Here is a 16733-nt window from a genome sequence, read left to right as displayed (position 1 = left end):
GAACAATAATAAGACCAGTGACGGATGCCACTGGTCTTATAGGTCCAGATCACGCTTATTATTGTGTATGTTAATTAGATGGTCGTTGATTAATATTTGAGGAACGTTCACGACCGTGACAAGTTTCCAATCTCTCATCAATATCCTCGTTAGACCATTCAGGATGAACAGATGACATACGTTCACGATGCCAATCCAAATTGTTTTCCTCCTCTTGATCTGCAAAAATGAATTGACTACTGGCTAATAGTAGAAAGCTAGCTAACAAAGCAATTGAGACTTTTTTCATGCTTAATTCACTCCTTTTTATTGTTCTTAATATAAAGATAACAAGATAATTTGTAATTGGTGTGAAGAACTTATGTGGAATTTGTGAAGATTAATTTTTAGTCATAAAAGAAATGATATGATAGAAAAAACGAGGTGATTTGGATGACAAATATCTTAATTGTAGATGATGAAGCCGTTCTAGGTGAAGTATTGGCTGCTTATTTTATTAAAGAAGGTTGGCAACCGACAGCAGTGACTACTGGAGCTGAAGCTCTAAAAGAAATAAAAAAATCAAGTTATGATTTAATGATCTTAGATCTCATGTTACCTGATTTATCTGGAGAGGATATTTGCCAATTAACACGTGAAATAAGCGATATTCCAATTATTATGTTAACAGCAAAAACGAAAGAAGATGACCTTATTAACGGCTTAATGATTGGCGCTGATGATTACATTAAAAAGCCTTTTAGTTCAAGAGAAGTTGTTGTTCGTATTAAGACATTATTAAGGCGTAAAGAACCGTCGTTAACAAAAGCTTTACAATTTAACAACGGTCACTTACTAATTGACTTAAATAATAAAACCGTTCAAGTAAACGGTAAAATGATATCACTAACTCCAAATGAGTATTACTTACTTGTTAAAATGGCAGAGCACGTTGGACGTGTTTATAGTCGTACTGAACTATTAAAAGCTTTACCAGGTGATGAGCACTATTTAGAAGGCTATCAACGTAATATTGACACGCATATTAAAAATTTGCGAAAGAAATTAAATGAGGATCCACGACAACCTTGTTATATTCATACCGTATTTGGGATGGGTTATAAATTTGAGGTGAACACGCTTGATTAAAAGTATTCGTTCACGACTAATCATTGTTTTAATGTTTATTGCTTTAATAGGTATAGGCATAACAGGATTTTTGATTTTTTTTCGGGTTGAGCACCAATTTGGAGAATACGTAGACACAAACCGTAATAAGACAATTGAAGAACTTAGAACTTTTTTAGTTGAACACTATCAACAAACTGGAAATCTTGACTCGAATCAAGTAAGGTCATGGTTGCATCAAGATTCAATGACAAATGATTTATTTATTCAAGTTTTAGATCAAAACGGGGAGGTATTAGTTGATTCTAACCATATGCAACAGATGATGAACAGGCATCGCCAAGAGCTAGACTTGGATCAAGAAGTCAGGGTACAGTTAACGAGTGAAAATGAAGAGATGGGAACATTAGTCGTTAACTATTCAACAGATTTAATTGGAGCAGATGATGAGTTTATTAGAAATCTACAACAACAAGTTATTTGGGCGGTTCTATTAACAACTGTCCTCTCTATTTTAATTAGTGTCTTCATCTCCAGCCGTTTAACAGTGAAGTTAAAGGAAATTGTCCAGATGGTTAAACAAATAAGAGGTCCTAATAAACAAAGTCGATTATCTGTACCTAATTTTGAACTAGAGCTTCAACCTTTAGCAGAGGCATTTAATGATTTACTAGACACACTAGAAAAGGAAGATCATCTGCGTAAAAGGTATACGGCAGATCTAGCACATGAGCTAAGAACACCACTTGCTACTTTACGCAGTCAAATTGAAGCATATCAAGATGGTGTTTGGCAACCAAGTGACGATCATTTAGCGAAAACACATGCAGAACTTATGCGTTTAGTTCGTCTCGTTGATGATTTGGAGCAATTAATTGTTGCGGAGAATCCGCAAATTCAACTGAGAATGGAAAAGTTATCAGCAAACGATATTCTTAAGCGGTTGATTCATCAATTTCAAGCTAGTTTTTATAATAAAGGCCTTGGGCTTCATGGTCATACGGATCCTTATAATCCAACATTTAGCGGAGATCTAGACCGTTCACTTCAAATTCTTACAAATATTGTGATTAACGCTTACGATTATACGCCAGCCAAGAAACGAGTAGATATTTGTGTTTTCCATAATGATCAATACGTTGGTTTTAAGGTGAAAGATCAAGGTGTTGGTATTGAAAAATCACAATTGCCCCATTTATTTGAACGTTTTTATCGAGGAGATCTATCAAGAGAGCGTACTTCCGGTGGATTAGGAATTGGTTTGGCGATTGCAAAAGCTCTTATTGAAGCCCATAAAGGAAAAATTATAGTGCAAAGTGAAGTAGGTAAAGGAACTTGTGTTGTTGTATGTTTCCCAATTAATCAGTAAAAAAGCATAACTATACAATGTTATAAGTAATGTGTTTGTTGAAGGTTATTATTGGGTTAACAGAGGAGAAGACCTGACTCAATCTACAATCGGAATGATATAGTCAAAAGTGGCTATACTAAAAAGGCATATCCGTGATTTCGACAACATTTATATACAATAAGTTTAAAAAATATGTTAAGATAATGATTGTACAAGAATGTACAAACTACACGATTATAGGGGGAACGGTAATGAAATTTAAATGGTTATTAGCGATGCTCTTAACAGTTGGTTTATTAGCAGCTTGTGGGGGTACTGATGAGACAGATACAACTGATGAAGAGGGAACTGATGCAGTATCAGCAGCGTCATTTGCTGAAGATGAAGAAGGTCTTCATGCCGCAGCTGATGAAAATGGAACTTGGATCATTATTCCGACTAGTGATATGACACTTGAGGAAGACTTAGTTGTAGCAGGAACATTCCACAATGGTGATGATGAAAATGAAGATGTATACCGTAAGATTGCTGCCTACACACAAGATGATGACAGGAACATTGTTGATCAATGGACAATTACGGTGCCACAACTTGTTGTTCAAAGTGAAAATTTGAATTTCCAAGGTGGAACATTAGACGGTGATGTTTATGTTGAAGCTGATGGTTTCTTGTTACATGAAACAGCAACTGTTACTGGTGATGTAATCTTTGCAAATGAAGATTATCAAGCCTCTGCAAGTTTAGATGGAACTGTTGAAGGCGAAGCTACTGTTGAGTAATTTGCTTTAAAGAAAAGCCACTCCACAATTATGTGGAGTGGCTTTTGAAATTTAGATGATTTAAATGCAGTTGGCCTTAGCCTTAACTGGTCCGTTTAAGCATTTGTGACGTTAATTGATATAAATGATGTTTATAATGCCCATTTGGTAACTTTTCTAATTCACGCAATGCTTTGTTCGTATAACGTTCAGCAAGTTTCTTTGCCTTATCAATACCTTTAGTCTTTCTAATAATGGCACTTAATTTATCTAAATCAGACTTAGAATAAGGTTTGTCATTGGCTAAAATCTCAGATACTTCATCTGGGTTAGCCAACATCGCATAGATTAACGGTAATGTGTAAATACCTTGTTGGACATCTGCCATCACAGGTTTACCTATTTGCTCTTCGTAACCTTGATAATCTAGGATATCATCGATAATTTGAAAAGCCATCCCAATATAATGACCCATGTTCCATGCTATCCGGACTTGGCGCTTACTTGCTTTACTTTCTACTGCGCCTGTATAACAGCTTAACGCAAAAAGCTGTGCTGTTTTTCCTGATATTCTTGATAAATAGCTTTTTACACTGTTAGGAGGTTGAAACCTAGAGTGGAGTTGATCAAGTTCACCAATTAAAAGTTTCTCTATACTCCGTATATTATACATTGATTGCGAAATGGAATCAGCATGTTTAGCCAGTATAGAAAAACAGATCGAAAATAAATAATCACCAGCATATATAGCAAATTTGTTATCATGCTTTGTTTGTAAAGTGGCATTTCCACGACGCGTATCAGCTTGATCAATAACATCATCATGAATAAGCGTTGCCATGTGTAGAGTCTCTAAAGCCGCTGCAATTGCAATTGCTTTATCTTTATTATATTCAGCACCTATTTGACTACAAAGTAATGTATAGGCAGGTCTCAGTAGCTTGCCACCAGCATGAATAACATCTTTAAGGGTTTCATTCACGCGCTTGTCTCTGATACGTATATGGTCCTCTATTAATTGCATGACTTTGATCAAATCTTGATTTAATTCTGGATAATCACGCCACATTTGATGTATTTCCATGTTTTTAAAACCTCTTTCGTTTCAATGTCTGCTACATGGTTTGTAAATCCATATAATAGTGTAATCTTTCTATGTGTGTTAATAAATAGTTGGCAGTAATACCTATGGCTACTCCAGTCAGGATGCCAATTAAGGAAAGAATCGGTAAGTAAAGCATAACAGACCATGACTGAGCGACCCAACTTGCAATTGATAATTGTCCAACGTTGTGGAGTACAGCGCCGGTAGCACTTACACCAATTAGGCTAACATTAGCAAATCTCAATTGTTTTACAAGCAGCATACCTAAGAAGCTAAGCAAGGCACCGGCACCACTATACATAAATGTAGAAATAGTGCCACTAAGTAGTGTAGCTAATACTAAGCGTATCAAGACCACTTTACTGGCATCTTTAACAGGTAGTGTGTACAAGGCCATGCAAGTTATGATATTAGCAAGTCCTAACTTAGCGCCAGGTGCGAAAAAAAACGGTGAAGGGATCACGCGTTCTAGGAGGCTAATAATGACGGCTTGAGCAGCTAGCAATGCGATATAGACCAACCTTTGGTTTTTAGTCATAACAATAACACCCCTTCATTTCTAAGCCGATTAAAACGTATGTCTAGTCGATCTGTAAATAAAAACAGTAAAAGGAAAAAAAGAAATACACACACTTATTTTTTGCTATATAAAATCAACCTTCAGTCAGAGTTTTTTTCTTTCTTCTGCCACTGATTAGCTGTTGAGTGTATTCAAGATATTAGCATCCGTTATCTATCACTTAAAAGCCCGGTATTTTGCGGACGGTTAGCTGTAATAAATTGATTTTCTTTCTTTCCCTTTAATATTTTGATCATTTTCCTTTCAGAAAAAAAACGCAATGATCGTCAAAATCTGCGTTCAGCCTATTGAATAATTCAATTATACATGATGATAAACAAGATAGCGAAGGCTCTTTTAAAAGAGCCAATCGCTGATTGATTAGAAAATTTATTTATCTTGATAGATGGCCTGTTCTTTTCCGTACCACCAACGGCCCAACTTTTTCTGGATAAATGGTACAACCCAATAGTCAAGACCAAATGTACGTCCAGAGCCATTCATAAGTGCAATCGAAGCAGGGAGGGCCCATACCTTATCCCAGCCTAGCATCGCTGTTAAAGTAAACATGATAAGAAAACCGACACTTGCTGCATTAGCTAACCAAGTAAACAAGCCGACAATGATAGCTAAACCGATCGCAATCTCAATGAATACCATCATTTTTTGCATAAATAAAGCAATTTCTGGTGTTGGCATCATAATTTGCATGATCCAAGCAAACCATCCTGGCATTTCACTAAGGATTGGATCAGCCCAATCGCCACCAGCTTCAGTAGCTGCACTTGTTGCATCTTGTAACCATGGGAAATCCATTTGTACAGTCGATGAAACGAGCCAAGAATCTTCACCTAAACCTCTAAATAATTGACCGATGTTGGAAAAACTTGAAGTTGCATTTTCCCAAACTTCATATCCCCAAAGTTTAGATCCACCTTCAACAAGCCAGAATCCACCAACAAAAACTCGAAGTGGTAAGCTCCACAGTACATTTCCATAACGTGTTAAAAAGTCACGGAAAATATTACGCTTATCTTTTGTATGGAAAAATTCATGTTCTATATATTTAAACATATAATAGCCGCTACCAATACCGAAGAAATAGTATAAGTTCACCATGTGTTTGACAAAATTCGCAAACCATCCACTTAAGTGTAAGCCCATAAGGTCTGCAACGCCATAACGTGCTCCAATCGACACCATAATACCATGGTATTTTCCTTTATAAGCTACTTTCTCTCCACCTTTAATGTCTGCAATAATATTTTTTGCTGCCGTTGTACCTGTTTGTTCAGCTGCTTCTACAATCTGTGGTGTTGGCTTTCCTGGTTCTTCTTCAAAATAAGCCAAGTCACCCACAACATAAACATCATCGTATTGATCAGATTCCATATATTTGTTGACTTTCAAACGACCAGCACGAGCTTGCTCCATACCATATTCCTCTGTATCAGAGTTAGCTTTGACGCCACCAGTCCAAGCCAGTGTATAGGTTGGAATCGTTTCACCACTTTTTAATACAATTTCATTCTCGCGTACTTCAACGATTGGTGATTCTTTAAGAACTTTTACCCCATGTTTGAGTAGGTAAGCTTCTGCTTTGTCAGCATCACGACGTTCTAACATGTTAAGGATCGTTGGAGCAGCTTCAATCACGTAAAGAGAAATTTCATCTGCATTAATTTTGTTGTTTTTAGCTAAGCGCTCTTTCCATTCAATCATTTCACCGACAAGTTCAATACCGGTAAATCCAGAACCACAAATAGCAAATGTTAGCATGGCGCGCCGTGTTGCTTCATCATGAATCGTCGCTGCTTTTGCTACGGTGTTTTCAATATGTTCCCGTAACTTTACAGCATCTTCCCAAGACCATAATGTGAAACCGTGTTCTGCTACACCTGGTGTGCCAAAATCATTTGGTTCTCCACCCATACCTAAAATTAAATAATCATAATCATATGCTCCGTGTGCAGTCGTCACCTTTTTCGTATCATGATCAACATGTGTTACATTATCTGTGACAAGTTTCACTTTTGTACGGTTAAATAAGCGACGAAGGTCGAATTGAATCGCGTCAGGTTCAACACGGTGCGCTGCAACCTCATGCAATTCAGTCATCATTGTATGGTAAGAATGACGATCAATTAAAGTAATTGACACGGTGTCATCTTTTTTAAACTTTTTTGCTAGTTTTTTTGCGGCGTGTACACCTGCATAACCAGCACCAATGATGACAATATTCTTGTTTGGCATTTATGTTCACTCCTTTTGAATATAAATAGTTGTAAACCGAGATTTGTTGTGAATTTATGAACAACCGTTACTTATTGTAACGCTGATTTTATTTTGTGTCTAGGGTTTTTAAAGATTATATATAAAAAAATCTATAAAGTTTCACCTAATTATCATACAAAAAAGTTCAATAAGTATTCACATCTTTTATAAAAACCGCTATCATAGGATATGATTGCTTTTATTATTTAAGGTGTCGAATTTTGTCTAATAGACAGTTAACAAAGACGATGATATACTCAATCCCAGAGTAATTCAATGTGAATGAATTCACATTGAATGTTGTTAATTTAAGAAAGAGAGGGCAAGTGATATGTTTCAAAAAAAGTTGATCTTTATTATAGGGGCTATTTTGCTGGTTTTACTCGGTTGTTCATCAAATGATGGCTTATTAGACTCTCCCCATCGCGATACTGAATTTTTGATTGGTACGGTCATTAATTTAAGTATATATGATGAAGATAAGGAATATGTCTTGGATTTAGCCATGGAGCGTATTGATGAGCTCGAACATATAATGAGTGAAGAAATTGATACGTCTGAAGTATCGGAAATCAATCGTCAAGCAGGGGTTGAACCTGTTCAAGTTTCTGATCAACTCTATCAATTAATTAAGGCAAGTTTAGCCTATGGAGATGATTCAGAAGGTGGCTTTGATATAACGATTGGTCCGTTAACAGACCTTTGGCGTATTGGGCATGATGATGCTCGGGTACCGGATCAAGAAGAAATTAATCACGTGTTGCCGCTCATTGATCATGAAAAAGTTGAGATTGATGATCAAGATCAATCCGTATATTTAGTTGATGAAGGTATGCAATTAGATTTAGGTGCAATTGCCAAAGGTTATATTACAGATGAAGTTAATCAATTATTTGAAGCAGAAGGTGTCACTACAGCGATTTTAGACTTAGGTGGAAATATTTATGTTAGAGGTACAAGACCTTCAGGGGATGATTGGACAGTAGGAATCCAGAATCCGTTTTTAGCTCGTGGTGAGCTCGTCGGACGGATTGAAGCGACCAATCAGTCTGTTGTCACTTCTGGCATCTATGAGCGCTACATTGAAGAAGATGGACAAAAATATCATCACTTGCTTGATCCAGATACGGGTTATCCATTTGATAACGAAATTGCAGGTGTTACTATTATTAGTGATTATTCGGTAGATGGTGACGCCCTTTCAACCATTGTTTTTGCTAAGGGGTTAGAAGAAGGGAAGGCCTTTATTGAAGCAATGGAGGGTGCAGAGGCTATCTTTGTAACAAGAGACAGAGAAATTTTATTAACTGCAGGATTAACTGAAGTGTTTGAATTAACAAATGAAGCATTTGAATTGATTAGTCATTAGAAAAGGTGATGAAGTTGACGATATCAGCATTTTTAAAATTAGTTGAAATCCAAACCAAAATAGCTAGTGTATTTCCATTTTTAATCGGATTACTTTTTGTTATTTATCGTTATCAAAGCTTTAGTATTGTTAATACAGTCATATTCTTTATTGCAATGCTTATCTTCGATTTAACAACGACGGCGATTAATAATTATATGGATTATCGCAAAGCAAGTTCAGATCAATATAGAGAAACACGCAATATTATTGGGCAAGCCCAAATTCCTGAGCGGATTGTCGTTATAACGATTTTTATTATGTTGTCCATAGCTGTAGGATTGGGATTGTGGCTTGTCATTCGAACCGATTTGTTTGTGTTATTAATTGGTGTGCTGTGTTTTTCTATTGGAATTTTTTATACGTTTGGTCCTATTCCGTTATCACGGATGCCATTAGGAGAGGTGTTTTCTGGTGTAACAATGGGCTTTGGTATTGTCTTTTTAGCAGTATATGTTAATGCATTTGACCAAGGTATTGTTCACTTAGGTTGGGAAGGTCGAATGGTTCACTTTCAAGCCGATCTATACTTGTTGTTAGAAATACTATTGATCTCAATACCGAGCATTTTCACTATTGCTAACTTGATGCTAGCCAATAATATTTGTGATTTAGATGAAGATATCGCTAATTCTCGTTTTACCTTACCCTATTATATAGGAAAGGAAAATGCAGTATTACTATTTAATGGCCTTTATTATATGAGTTTTCTTGCGCTAGTGATTGCTGTTTTCTTAGGTTCATTACCAGCAGTCCTCTTGCTCGTGTTGTTGATCATTTACCCTGTATATAAGCAAATCCAACAATTCAATCATAAACAAGTTAAATCAGAAACTTTTGTCGTAGCTATTAAAAATTTAGTGCTTATGAATGGATCGGTTGTTATTATGTTTATTGTTGCTTTATTATTATAGATGAGAAGGAGGCAGATAGACATGAATGGTTCACCGATATTATCTGTAAAAGATTTAAGCTTTCGTTATGATATTCGTACCGACGATTATGCTCTATCTGCTGTTTCATTTACAATTAAACGAGGCGATTGGGCAGCGGTGATAGGGGACAATGGATCAGGAAAATCGACTCTCGCCAGATTAATCGTAGGCTTAGTTGAACCGGAGCAAGGTAGTATTTTTATTAATAATTGTATATTAAATGAGCAAAGCAAATGGGATTTAAGAAAAAAAGTAGGCATCGTTTTTCAAAACCCTGATAATCAATTTATTGGTACAACTGTTCAAGATGATGTTGCGTTTGGATTGGAGAACTTAAATCTTGATTATCATGAGATGGAAACGCGTGTATTTCAAGCGTTAAAACTTGTTGATATGTATCATTTCCGGGATAAAGATCCATCACAATTATCGGGTGGACAGAAGCAAAGGGTTGCTATAGCAGGCGTGTTAGCATTACAACCAGATTTAATGATTTTTGATGAGGCGTTTGTTATGTTAGATCCGAAGAGTCGGCGAGAATTACTAAAGGTATTAAAAAACATACAAAAGAAATTAAATTTAACCATCCTTTCGATTACACATGATCGAGAAGAAGCGACTTTGGCTGATCAATTACTCGTCCTAAGCGCTGGAAAGTTAATCGATCAAGGGGAACCGCAAGCGATCTTCCAAAAAAACCCTGATATAGAACCGCCTTTTGCGGAGCAATTGCGCCAAGAGTTAAAAGGAAAAGGAATTGAAGTGCCAGATGGTTATATGACAGAAGATGAATTGGTGGCGTGGATATGCAGGTGAGATTTGAACATGTGAGGGCAGATTATCAGTTAGGCCCTATCAGAACCGCTAATGTAATTAATGATATTAATGTCGAATTACCAACGGGTACATTTACAGCAATTATTGGGCATACGGGTGCGGGAAAATCGAGTTTGTTGAAATTAATAAACGGTTTGCTACTTCCGACAGCGGGAGAGGTTCATGTAGGTGGCTTAACGATAAATGCTAACGGTGAAAAGAAGATATTAAATCAAGTGAGAAAGCGAGTAGGCATGGTGTTTCAATTTCCTGAAGCACAATTATTTGCTGAAACCGTTGAACAGGATATAGCATTTGGTCCGATAAATTTCGGTTTTACTCAAGAGCAAACAAAAAAAGCTGTCCGAGACAGTCTAGATAAAGTAGGGTTATCCGTTGATTTATTAAAACGCTCACCATTTTCGTTATCAGGAGGTCAGCAACGGCGTGTGGCGATAGCGGGCATTATGGCGACTAACCCAGATGTATTGGTGTTGGACGAGCCAGGTGCAGGGTTAGATCCAGAAGGCCGAAAGAAGATTTTGTCTATGTTAAAGTGCTGGCATAATGAGCACAAAGCAACAACCCTTTTAGTGACACATGATATGGATGACGTCGCGACTTATGCTGATGACGTTTTAGTGTTAGATCATGGACGTGTAGCAAGTTATCAATCCGTGCGTCAGTTTTTTGGTGATGAATCACGTCTAAATGAGTTGGCTATTGATATGCCTGAACCATTAAGGGTGCAACGGCGTATTGAACAAGAAAAAGGTATTAAGCTAAGCCAAGTTAGTTTAACGCGGTCTGAATTGGCTGCTAACCTGATAAAGGAGCAGCTAGTATGAATAAATTAATTTTGGGGCGTTATTTTCCTGGAGAGTCGTATTTGCATCGTTTAGATCCGCGTTTGAAATTAGTGGCCGCTCTCTATTTTATTGGTCTTCTTTTTTTTGTTGAAAATGGACAAGGCTACATCTGGTTATTCTTGTTTACCTTTTTGTTAATGCGATTATCTGGAGTTAGCTATAGCGTTTATCTCAAGGGGGTCAAACCGCTAATCTGGTTAATTCTATTTGCTGTTATGCTCCGTGTTTTGTTTACAGGTGGAGGGACGATTTATTTTAGTCTAGGACCGATTATGATTTCCAGGTTTGGCTTATTGTCAGGCTTTTATACGTTTAGCCGCTTTATCATGATCATACTCATATCAACCGTTGTGACTTTAACGACAAAGTCAATTGATTTAACTGATGCTATTCATGCACTTTTTAAGCCCCTGCGGTTGCTTCGTATTCCTGTTGATGACTTTGCTTTAATGCTTTCGATTTCCTTAAGGTTTGTTCCTAATCTTCTAGATGAGACACAGAAGGTCATGGATGCCCAACGCGCTCGAGGTGTTGTTTTTGGTGAAGGAAACTTAATTGAACAGATGAAGAAGCTTGTCCCTATTGTGCTACCTTTGTTTGTTAGTTCATTAAAGCGTGCCGAGGAAATGGCTGATGTTATGGAAGTAAAGGGTTATCGTTCTGGGGAAAAACGTTCAAGCTTTCGCCAGCTTAAATGGCACTTGAGAGATGTTGCGGCTATTGTATGCCTAATTGTCTTAACATTAGGTGTTACCTTTTTTAATACATTTGATTTCGTTCTATTATTTAATATATAGATTTCAACAAAACAGCGAGGTGTGTGCACACCTCGCTGTTTCCTTTTTATATAATATTAATGTAAATGTTTTATTTGAATAATGGTAGCGGCGGAGGGGATCGAACCCCCGACCTCACGGGTATGAACCGTACGCTCTCGCCAGCTGAGCTACACCGCCATAGTTGAAAAACTTTAAAGTCACAAGTGATATAATACAACAGCAAAGAAGGCATGTCAATAGTTTTGTTTGATTGGTTTGTGGCTATTGAACTCATATGGCTTCAATAAATCGCTAATGAGTATTAGTGTTTGTGTCATCTCTGATTTCTTTTTGTTCATTAATAATAATCACAAACAGCTATAATTTGCTGAATTTCGATGGTAACCGTTCTTTTATCCAAAGAAAAAAGTTATATAGAAAAAGAAGTAAATCCTCTATTAATTACCGTCTGTCAGCCTAATGTTGTGCAGTGGTGGGGGAAGTGCAGTATCTTTTTTCTATTAATTTTTATAGAAAGAAGTCGAATCATTTTATTATATTCTAGAGCTGTTTTGACAAATTATGAAAAAAGGATGTGATTAAATAGTGGGTATAATATTAGAGAGGTGAGAATATAGTGGGTATAATGACAAATTCTTATTTAGAAAGAACACAGATTAAAACGAAGACCAAATGGCTTCACCATAGTTTCCAATTTATTAAGCAACAAGATTTATTATTGTATGGAATCGGTTTTTTATTGGGACGAGCTATTATTTTAGAGGAGCTTATTCCCTTTTCATTAGCTTACTTAGCAAGTGTTTGGGTTGTTAAAAAAGAACGTTGTCGTTTGGTTATGATGTTTAGCCTGCTAGGCGTGCTTACTTTAGGCTTCTCCCCTTTTATCATAACGTTAATTAGTTTTTTGTGTTTTGGTTTTTTTATATCCTTGGGTTTATTTGTGCACTCTAAGAGATATCTTCCATATATTCTTATAGCGTCCAGTTTGTTAAGTCGGTTAGCTTATTATAGCCTAATGAATCAATGGTCTAGCTACACAATTGTTATGGCTATAACCGAGGCACTGATAACGGCTGTTTTATTTCTAATCTTCATACAGAGCACCCCATTATTAACACCTAAACGATATAAAACGAATCTTAAGAATGAAGAGCTGATATCGCTAGTCATTTTAGCAGCATCAGTTTTATGTGGTGTGACGGGTTTAACTCTAGGTGGTGTGCATTTAGATTATGTTATCTCTCGTTATTTTATTTTATTACTTGCATTAACAGGAGGTCCAACAGTTGGCGCGACTGTAGGTGTGGTGATTGGTCTAATATTAAGCTTAGTTAATGAGACAACTTTAACTCAAATGAGTTTACTTGCTTTTAGTGGATTGCTAGGTGGGTTGATGAAGGAAGGGAAAAAGTGGATGGTTAGTGTAGGCCTACTACTTGGTACGTTTTTGCTTGGCATTTATGGTTTCGAAATGGGAGCCTTATTCCCATCTGTACTAGCATCGTTAATAGCGATTTTCTTATTTATAATTACACCAAATACAATGATAAACAAAATCGCTCGCTATATTCCTGGAACAAATGAGCAAATTGAAGAACAACAGCAGTATTTACAAAAATTACGGGATGTTACAGCAAGTCGGATGGAGCAATTCTCTGATGTGTTTGAAGCCTTATCAAAGACTTTTACAGGGAAACTAATTGAGCAACAGGAACAGATAAATGATGCCGTAGAGACAGACGATTTCTTAAGTCATGTGACAGAGAGAACGTGTCAGACATGCTTTAAAAAATCATGGTGTTGGGCAAAACATTTTGATGATACCTATCAACATATGGAAAACATGAAGAAGGAGTTGACTCAAAGCGGCTCGATTTCTCAATTAACAGAATCGAAGTTTAAAAAGCATTGTCAAAAGGCGCATAAGGTGGAGGCGGTAATGAAAGAAGAATTATCTTATTATAAAGCAAATCAACAATTAAGAAAGCAGGTTGGAGAGAGTCGACGTTTTGTAGCAGATCAGTTATTAGGTGTGTCGGAGGTTATGGATAATTTTGCAAAGGAAATTATTAATGAACGCCAATATCATGAACAACAAGAGCAACAGATTATAACAGCACTTCAATCAATTGGAATGGAAATTGACCAGCTAGACATTTATTCATTGCAGAAAGGCGAGATTGATATAGAGATAACATTGTCTGTTTATCACTACCATGATGAAGGGGCGAAGATCATTGCGCCAATTTTATCTGATATTCTTCAAGAAAATGTGATTGTTAGTGAAGAAGAAGTATCGCCAATGCCTAATGGTTATTGCTTTTTGATTTTTCGATCAGCAAAGACATATCAATTAGAAGTCGGTGTTGCCCATGCTGCGCGAGGTGGTGGGTTTATCTCGGGTGATAGTTATTCAACCATGGAGTTAGCCACTGGAAAGTATGCGTTAGCAATTAGTGACGGCATGGGGAATGGAAAGCGGGCAAGAGAAGAAAGCATGCAAACGTTGCGCTTACTCCAACAAATTCTTCAATCAGGTATTGATGAACAAGTGGCGATTAAATCGATTAATTCCATTCTGTCTTTACGTATGACGGATGAGATTTTTTCAACTTTGGATTTAGCTATGGTTGATTTACAATCAGCCGTCGTCCAATTTTTAAAAATAGGCTCGACACCAAGTTATATAAAAAGAGGTAAGAACGTTTCTGCAATTGAATCAAGTAATCTGCCTATAGGTATTGTAAAGGAATTCGATGTAGAAGTGGTCGACGAACAATTGCAAGATGATGATCTCTTGATAATGACAAGTGATGGTATCTTTGAAGCGCCTAAAACTGTAGAGAATCAAGACATTTGGTTAAAACGAATTATTAAACAGATGGAAACCAATGATCCTCAAGAAATTGCAGATCTTATTCTTGAGGAAGTGATTCGACTATCGTCAGGCACAATAGAGGATGACATGACGATATTGGTTGGTAAGATTAATCATTTTCAATCTAAATGGGCAACGGTGCCTCACTATCAATGCTATGCAAAATCTTAAGGAGATTGTTTTCGACTTAGTCGTATAAAAAACAGAAAAGAAGTCGAGAATGATAGTAGTTTAATTGATAGGAGGCAGGAGTACGTGCGAACAGGAAAGCTAAAGCAAATTTTATTGATTACTGATGGCTGTTCTAACAAAGGAGAAGATCCAACCTTAATCGCCAATATGATACGTGAAGCAGGCATTACAGTCAATGTGATTGGTGTACTTGACCAAGGCGATACAGACTCTGACAGTTTAGTAGAAGTAGAAGATATTGCGTCTTCAGGTGGAGGCGTAAGTCAAATTGTTTATCCGCAAGTGTTAACACAAACCGTACAGGCAGTGACAAAGCAAGCAATGACACAAACCCTTCAGGGGGTTGTCAACCAAGAACTAAGACAGATTTTAGGGGATAATCAATCAATTGAAGCCTTACCGCCTGATCAAAGAGGTGAGGTGATGGAAGTGGTTGATGACTTAACGGAAACGTGTGATATGCAGTTGCTTGTGTTAGTCGATACGAGCGCAAGTATGCAAAAGAAATTAAATACAGTCAAAGAAGCATTAATTGATTTATCAATAAGTATGAACGCTAGAGCTGGTGATAATAAATTTGCTATCTACTCATTTCCAGGGCGTAAAAAGGCATTAGATAAAATATTAGAATGGTCATCAGACTTGGATAAATTATCTTCCGTGTTTCCTAAACTGACAAGTGGCGGGATTACACCCACAGGTCCTGCTTTAAGAGAAGCTCTCCACCAGTTTAGTGAGGGAGGCTTATTAAGGAGCTTAAGAAAAGATGCTGAATCAGAGCAAGCCGATTTCGGTTTTTAACTTTAAGCCAGGTACATGTTTAAGAGGAAAGTGGCATCAACGCACATATTATATTAAAGAAAAGCTAGGAACAGGTGCTGTTGGTGCCGTGTACTTAGCTAAGCAAGACAATAACCAATGGGTAGCGTTAAAAATTAGTGATAAGGCTGCATCTATTACATCAGAGATTAATGTTTTAAAAAAACTAGCGAAGGTCCAAGGTGAAAGCCCTGGACCTTCTTTATACGAAATTGATGATTGGATAGATAGACGAGGGGAATGTTATCCTTTTTATACAATGGAGTATGTTCAAGGAGAGTCGCTAGATACATTTCTAAACAAGCGTGGTAGGCAGTGGTTAGGTGTGCTATTTCCTCAACTCCTAGAAGAGTTAGAGCAACTTCATCGCGTCGGTTTTATTTTAGGCGATTTAAAAATAGAAAATGTCATTGTCACCCATCGTCCAATTCGCCTTCGTTTTATTGATGTAGGAGGTGTAACGTTGATCGGACGATCAGTTAAAGAGTATACAGAATTTTATGACCGTGGCTACTGGCAGTGTGGCAATCGCACAGCTGATCCAGCTTATGATTTGTTTGCTTTAGCAATGATGGCACTCCGCTTTGCATATCCCAATCAATTTGGGCGAACGAAAGAGCCGAAGAAGTATTTAATAACCAAATTAAAGCAGGCGTCTCCCTTGAAACCCTATGATCCTATTTTTCATAAAGCTCTATTAGGGCAATATCAAAATAGTCAGGAGATGCAGCAGGATTTTAAAAAACGAACCCGACAGTTAACAACAAAAAGATCAGCTGTACAGCAACAGAAGCGAGATATAGATTGGCTAGAGATTGTGATATGCATTTCAATAAGTGTCATTCTATTTTTTCTTGCCACTTTCTATTAGGGGTTGTTTCTG

15 protein-coding genes and 1 tRNA gene are annotated in these 16733 nt (G+C 37.0%); 11 read left to right on the top strand and 5 right to left on the bottom strand.

Annotated features, from left to right (window positions below; genetic code table 11):
* Positions 1 to 70: 70 nt before the first annotated feature.
* Positions 71 to 289 carry a hypothetical protein gene (locus B494_RS0100145; RefSeq protein WP_017470327.1) on the bottom strand — a complete coding sequence of 73 codons (219 nt, stop codon included), beginning with the start codon at positions 287 to 289 and terminating at the stop codon, positions 71 to 73.
* Positions 290 to 432: 143 nt separating this feature from the next.
* On the opposite strand from B494_RS0100145, the gene B494_RS0100140 reads away from it, so the two are divergent.
* The 3 genes from B494_RS0100140 (at position 433) to B494_RS0100130 (ending at position 3237) form a co-directional block, all read left to right on the top strand.
* A complete protein-coding gene (locus B494_RS0100140) occupies positions 433 to 1128 on the top strand; it encodes a response regulator transcription factor (protein ID WP_017470326.1) in 696 nt (231 codons plus the stop codon).
* Positions 1121 to 2476: a sensor histidine kinase gene (locus B494_RS0100135; protein WP_017470325.1), complete on the top strand. Its 1356-nt coding sequence runs from the start codon at positions 1121 to 1123 to the stop codon at positions 2474 to 2476. Before B494_RS0100140 ends, B494_RS0100135 begins: the two co-directional genes overlap by 8 nt.
* A gap of 233 nt (positions 2477 to 2709) precedes the next feature.
* Positions 2710 to 3237 carry a hypothetical protein gene (locus B494_RS0100130; protein ID WP_017470324.1) on the top strand — a complete coding sequence of 176 codons (528 nt, stop codon included), beginning with the start codon at positions 2710 to 2712 and terminating at the stop codon, positions 3235 to 3237.
* Positions 3238 to 3319: 82 nt separating this feature from the next.
* Here the strand turns inward: B494_RS0100130 and B494_RS0100125 are convergent, their stop codons facing one another.
* The 3 genes from B494_RS0100125 to B494_RS0100115 form a co-directional block, all read right to left on the bottom strand.
* Positions 3320 to 4300, bottom strand: coding sequence for a polyprenyl synthetase family protein (locus B494_RS0100125; RefSeq protein WP_017470323.1), 981 nt, complete (start codon positions 4298 to 4300; stop codon positions 3320 to 3322).
* 31 nt (positions 4301 to 4331) lie between these two features.
* Complete coding sequence (locus B494_RS0100120; protein ID WP_017470322.1) at positions 4332 to 4859, bottom strand: Gx transporter family protein; 528 nt, start codon at positions 4857 to 4859, stop codon at positions 4332 to 4334.
* 411 nt (positions 4860 to 5270) lie between these two features.
* Positions 5271 to 7133 carry an FAD-dependent oxidoreductase gene (locus B494_RS0100115; protein WP_017470321.1) on the bottom strand — a complete coding sequence of 621 codons (1863 nt, stop codon included), beginning with the start codon at positions 7131 to 7133 and terminating at the stop codon, positions 5271 to 5273.
* A 352-nt stretch (positions 7134 to 7485) separates the two neighbouring features.
* Here B494_RS0100115 and B494_RS0100110 point away from each other — a divergent pair, with 352 nt between their 5' ends.
* From B494_RS0100110 to B494_RS0100090, 5 genes are read left to right on the top strand one after another with little or no spacing between them, the layout of a single operon-like run.
* The gene (locus B494_RS0100110; RefSeq protein WP_017470320.1) at positions 7486 to 8523 is read left to right on the top strand and encodes an FAD:protein FMN transferase; all 1038 of its coding nucleotides are present in this window, start codon (positions 7486 to 7488) and stop codon (positions 8521 to 8523) included.
* Positions 8524 to 8537: 14 nt separating this feature from the next.
* Entirely contained in the window at positions 8538 to 9476 is a 939-nt protein-coding gene (gene menA, locus B494_RS0100105; RefSeq protein WP_017470319.1) for a 1,4-dihydroxy-2-naphthoate polyprenyltransferase, read from the top strand.
* Between the two features lie 21 nt (positions 9477 to 9497).
* Positions 9498 to 10313, top strand: a complete 816-nt coding sequence (locus tag B494_RS0100100; protein ID WP_017470318.1) for an energy-coupling factor transporter ATPase — start codon at positions 9498 to 9500, stop codon at positions 10311 to 10313.
* Positions 10304 to 11161, top strand: coding sequence for an energy-coupling factor transporter ATPase (locus B494_RS0100095; RefSeq protein ID WP_017470317.1), 858 nt, complete (start codon positions 10304 to 10306; stop codon positions 11159 to 11161). Before B494_RS0100100 ends, B494_RS0100095 begins: the two co-directional genes overlap by 10 nt.
* Positions 11158 to 11979 carry an energy-coupling factor transporter transmembrane component T family protein gene (locus B494_RS0100090; protein WP_017470316.1) on the top strand — a complete coding sequence of 274 codons (822 nt, stop codon included), beginning with the start codon at positions 11158 to 11160 and terminating at the stop codon, positions 11977 to 11979. Before B494_RS0100095 ends, B494_RS0100090 begins: the two co-directional genes overlap by 4 nt.
* An 82-nt stretch (positions 11980 to 12061) precedes the next feature.
* On the opposite strand, the gene B494_RS0100085 is transcribed toward B494_RS0100090, so the two are convergent.
* A tRNA-Met gene (locus tag B494_RS0100085) sits at positions 12062 to 12138 on the bottom strand.
* A 448-nt stretch (positions 12139 to 12586) separates the two neighbouring features.
* Here B494_RS0100085 and spoIIE point away from each other — a divergent pair.
* The 3 genes from spoIIE to B494_RS0100070 all read left to right on the top strand — a co-directional run bounded on the left by spoIIE (position 12587) and on the right by B494_RS0100070 (position 16721).
* A complete protein-coding gene (gene spoIIE, locus B494_RS0100080) occupies positions 12587 to 15010 on the top strand; it encodes a stage II sporulation protein E (protein ID WP_144032144.1) in 2424 nt (807 codons plus the stop codon).
* Positions 15011 to 15073: 63 nt separating this feature from the next.
* Positions 15074 to 15832 carry a vWA domain-containing protein gene (locus B494_RS0100075; protein ID WP_083855693.1) on the top strand — a complete coding sequence of 253 codons (759 nt, stop codon included), beginning with the start codon at positions 15074 to 15076 and terminating at the stop codon, positions 15830 to 15832.
* A complete protein-coding gene (locus tag B494_RS0100070) occupies positions 15798 to 16721 on the top strand; it encodes a protein kinase domain-containing protein (RefSeq protein WP_017470313.1) in 924 nt (307 codons plus the stop codon). Before B494_RS0100075 ends, B494_RS0100070 begins: the two co-directional genes overlap by 35 nt.
* Positions 16722 to 16733: the final 12 nt, after the last annotated feature.

This window comes from Amphibacillus jilinensis Y1 (assembly GCF_000306965.1).
Taxonomy (GTDB): Bacteria; Bacillota; Bacilli; order Bacillales; family Amphibacillaceae; genus Amphibacillus_C; species Amphibacillus_C jilinensis.
Note: the sequence above shows the minus strand (reverse complement) of the source record. Positions and strands in the feature narration are given on the sequence as shown.

What these genes read in the sequence shown, in the direction of transcription:
- B494_RS0100145 (WP_017470327.1), bottom strand. Translation starts at nt 289, where the DNA reads ATGAAAAAAGTCTCAATTGCTTTGTTAGCTAGCTTTCTACTATTAGCC.
- B494_RS0100140 (WP_017470326.1), top strand. Translation starts at nt 433, where the DNA reads ATGACAAATATCTTAATTGTAGATGATGAAGCCGTTCTAGGTGAAGTA.
- B494_RS0100130 (WP_017470324.1), top strand. Translation starts at nt 2,710, where the DNA reads ATGAAATTTAAATGGTTATTAGCGATGCTCTTAACAGTTGGTTTATTA.
- B494_RS0100125 (WP_017470323.1), bottom strand. Translation starts at nt 4,300, where the DNA reads ATGGAAATACATCAAATGTGGCGTGATTATCCAGAATTAAATCAAGAT.
- B494_RS0100120 (WP_017470322.1), bottom strand. Translation starts at nt 4,859, where the DNA reads ATGACTAAAAACCAAAGGTTGGTCTATATCGCATTGCTAGCTGCTCAA.
- B494_RS0100115 (WP_017470321.1), bottom strand. Translation starts at nt 7,133, where the DNA reads ATGCCAAACAAGAATATTGTCATCATTGGTGCTGGTTATGCAGGTGTA.
- B494_RS0100110 (WP_017470320.1), top strand. Translation starts at nt 7,486, where the DNA reads ATGTTTCAAAAAAAGTTGATCTTTATTATAGGGGCTATTTTGCTGGTT.
- B494_RS0100100 (WP_017470318.1), top strand. Translation starts at nt 9,498, where the DNA reads ATGAATGGTTCACCGATATTATCTGTAAAAGATTTAAGCTTTCGTTAT.
- B494_RS0100095 (WP_017470317.1), top strand. Translation starts at nt 10,304, where the DNA reads ATGCAGGTGAGATTTGAACATGTGAGGGCAGATTATCAGTTAGGCCCT.
- B494_RS0100090 (WP_017470316.1), top strand. Translation starts at nt 11,158, where the DNA reads ATGAATAAATTAATTTTGGGGCGTTATTTTCCTGGAGAGTCGTATTTG.
- spoIIE (WP_144032144.1), top strand. Translation starts at nt 12,587, where the DNA reads ATGACAAATTCTTATTTAGAAAGAACACAGATTAAAACGAAGACCAAA.
- B494_RS0100070 (WP_017470313.1), top strand. Translation starts at nt 15,798, where the DNA reads ATGCTGAATCAGAGCAAGCCGATTTCGGTTTTTAACTTTAAGCCAGGT.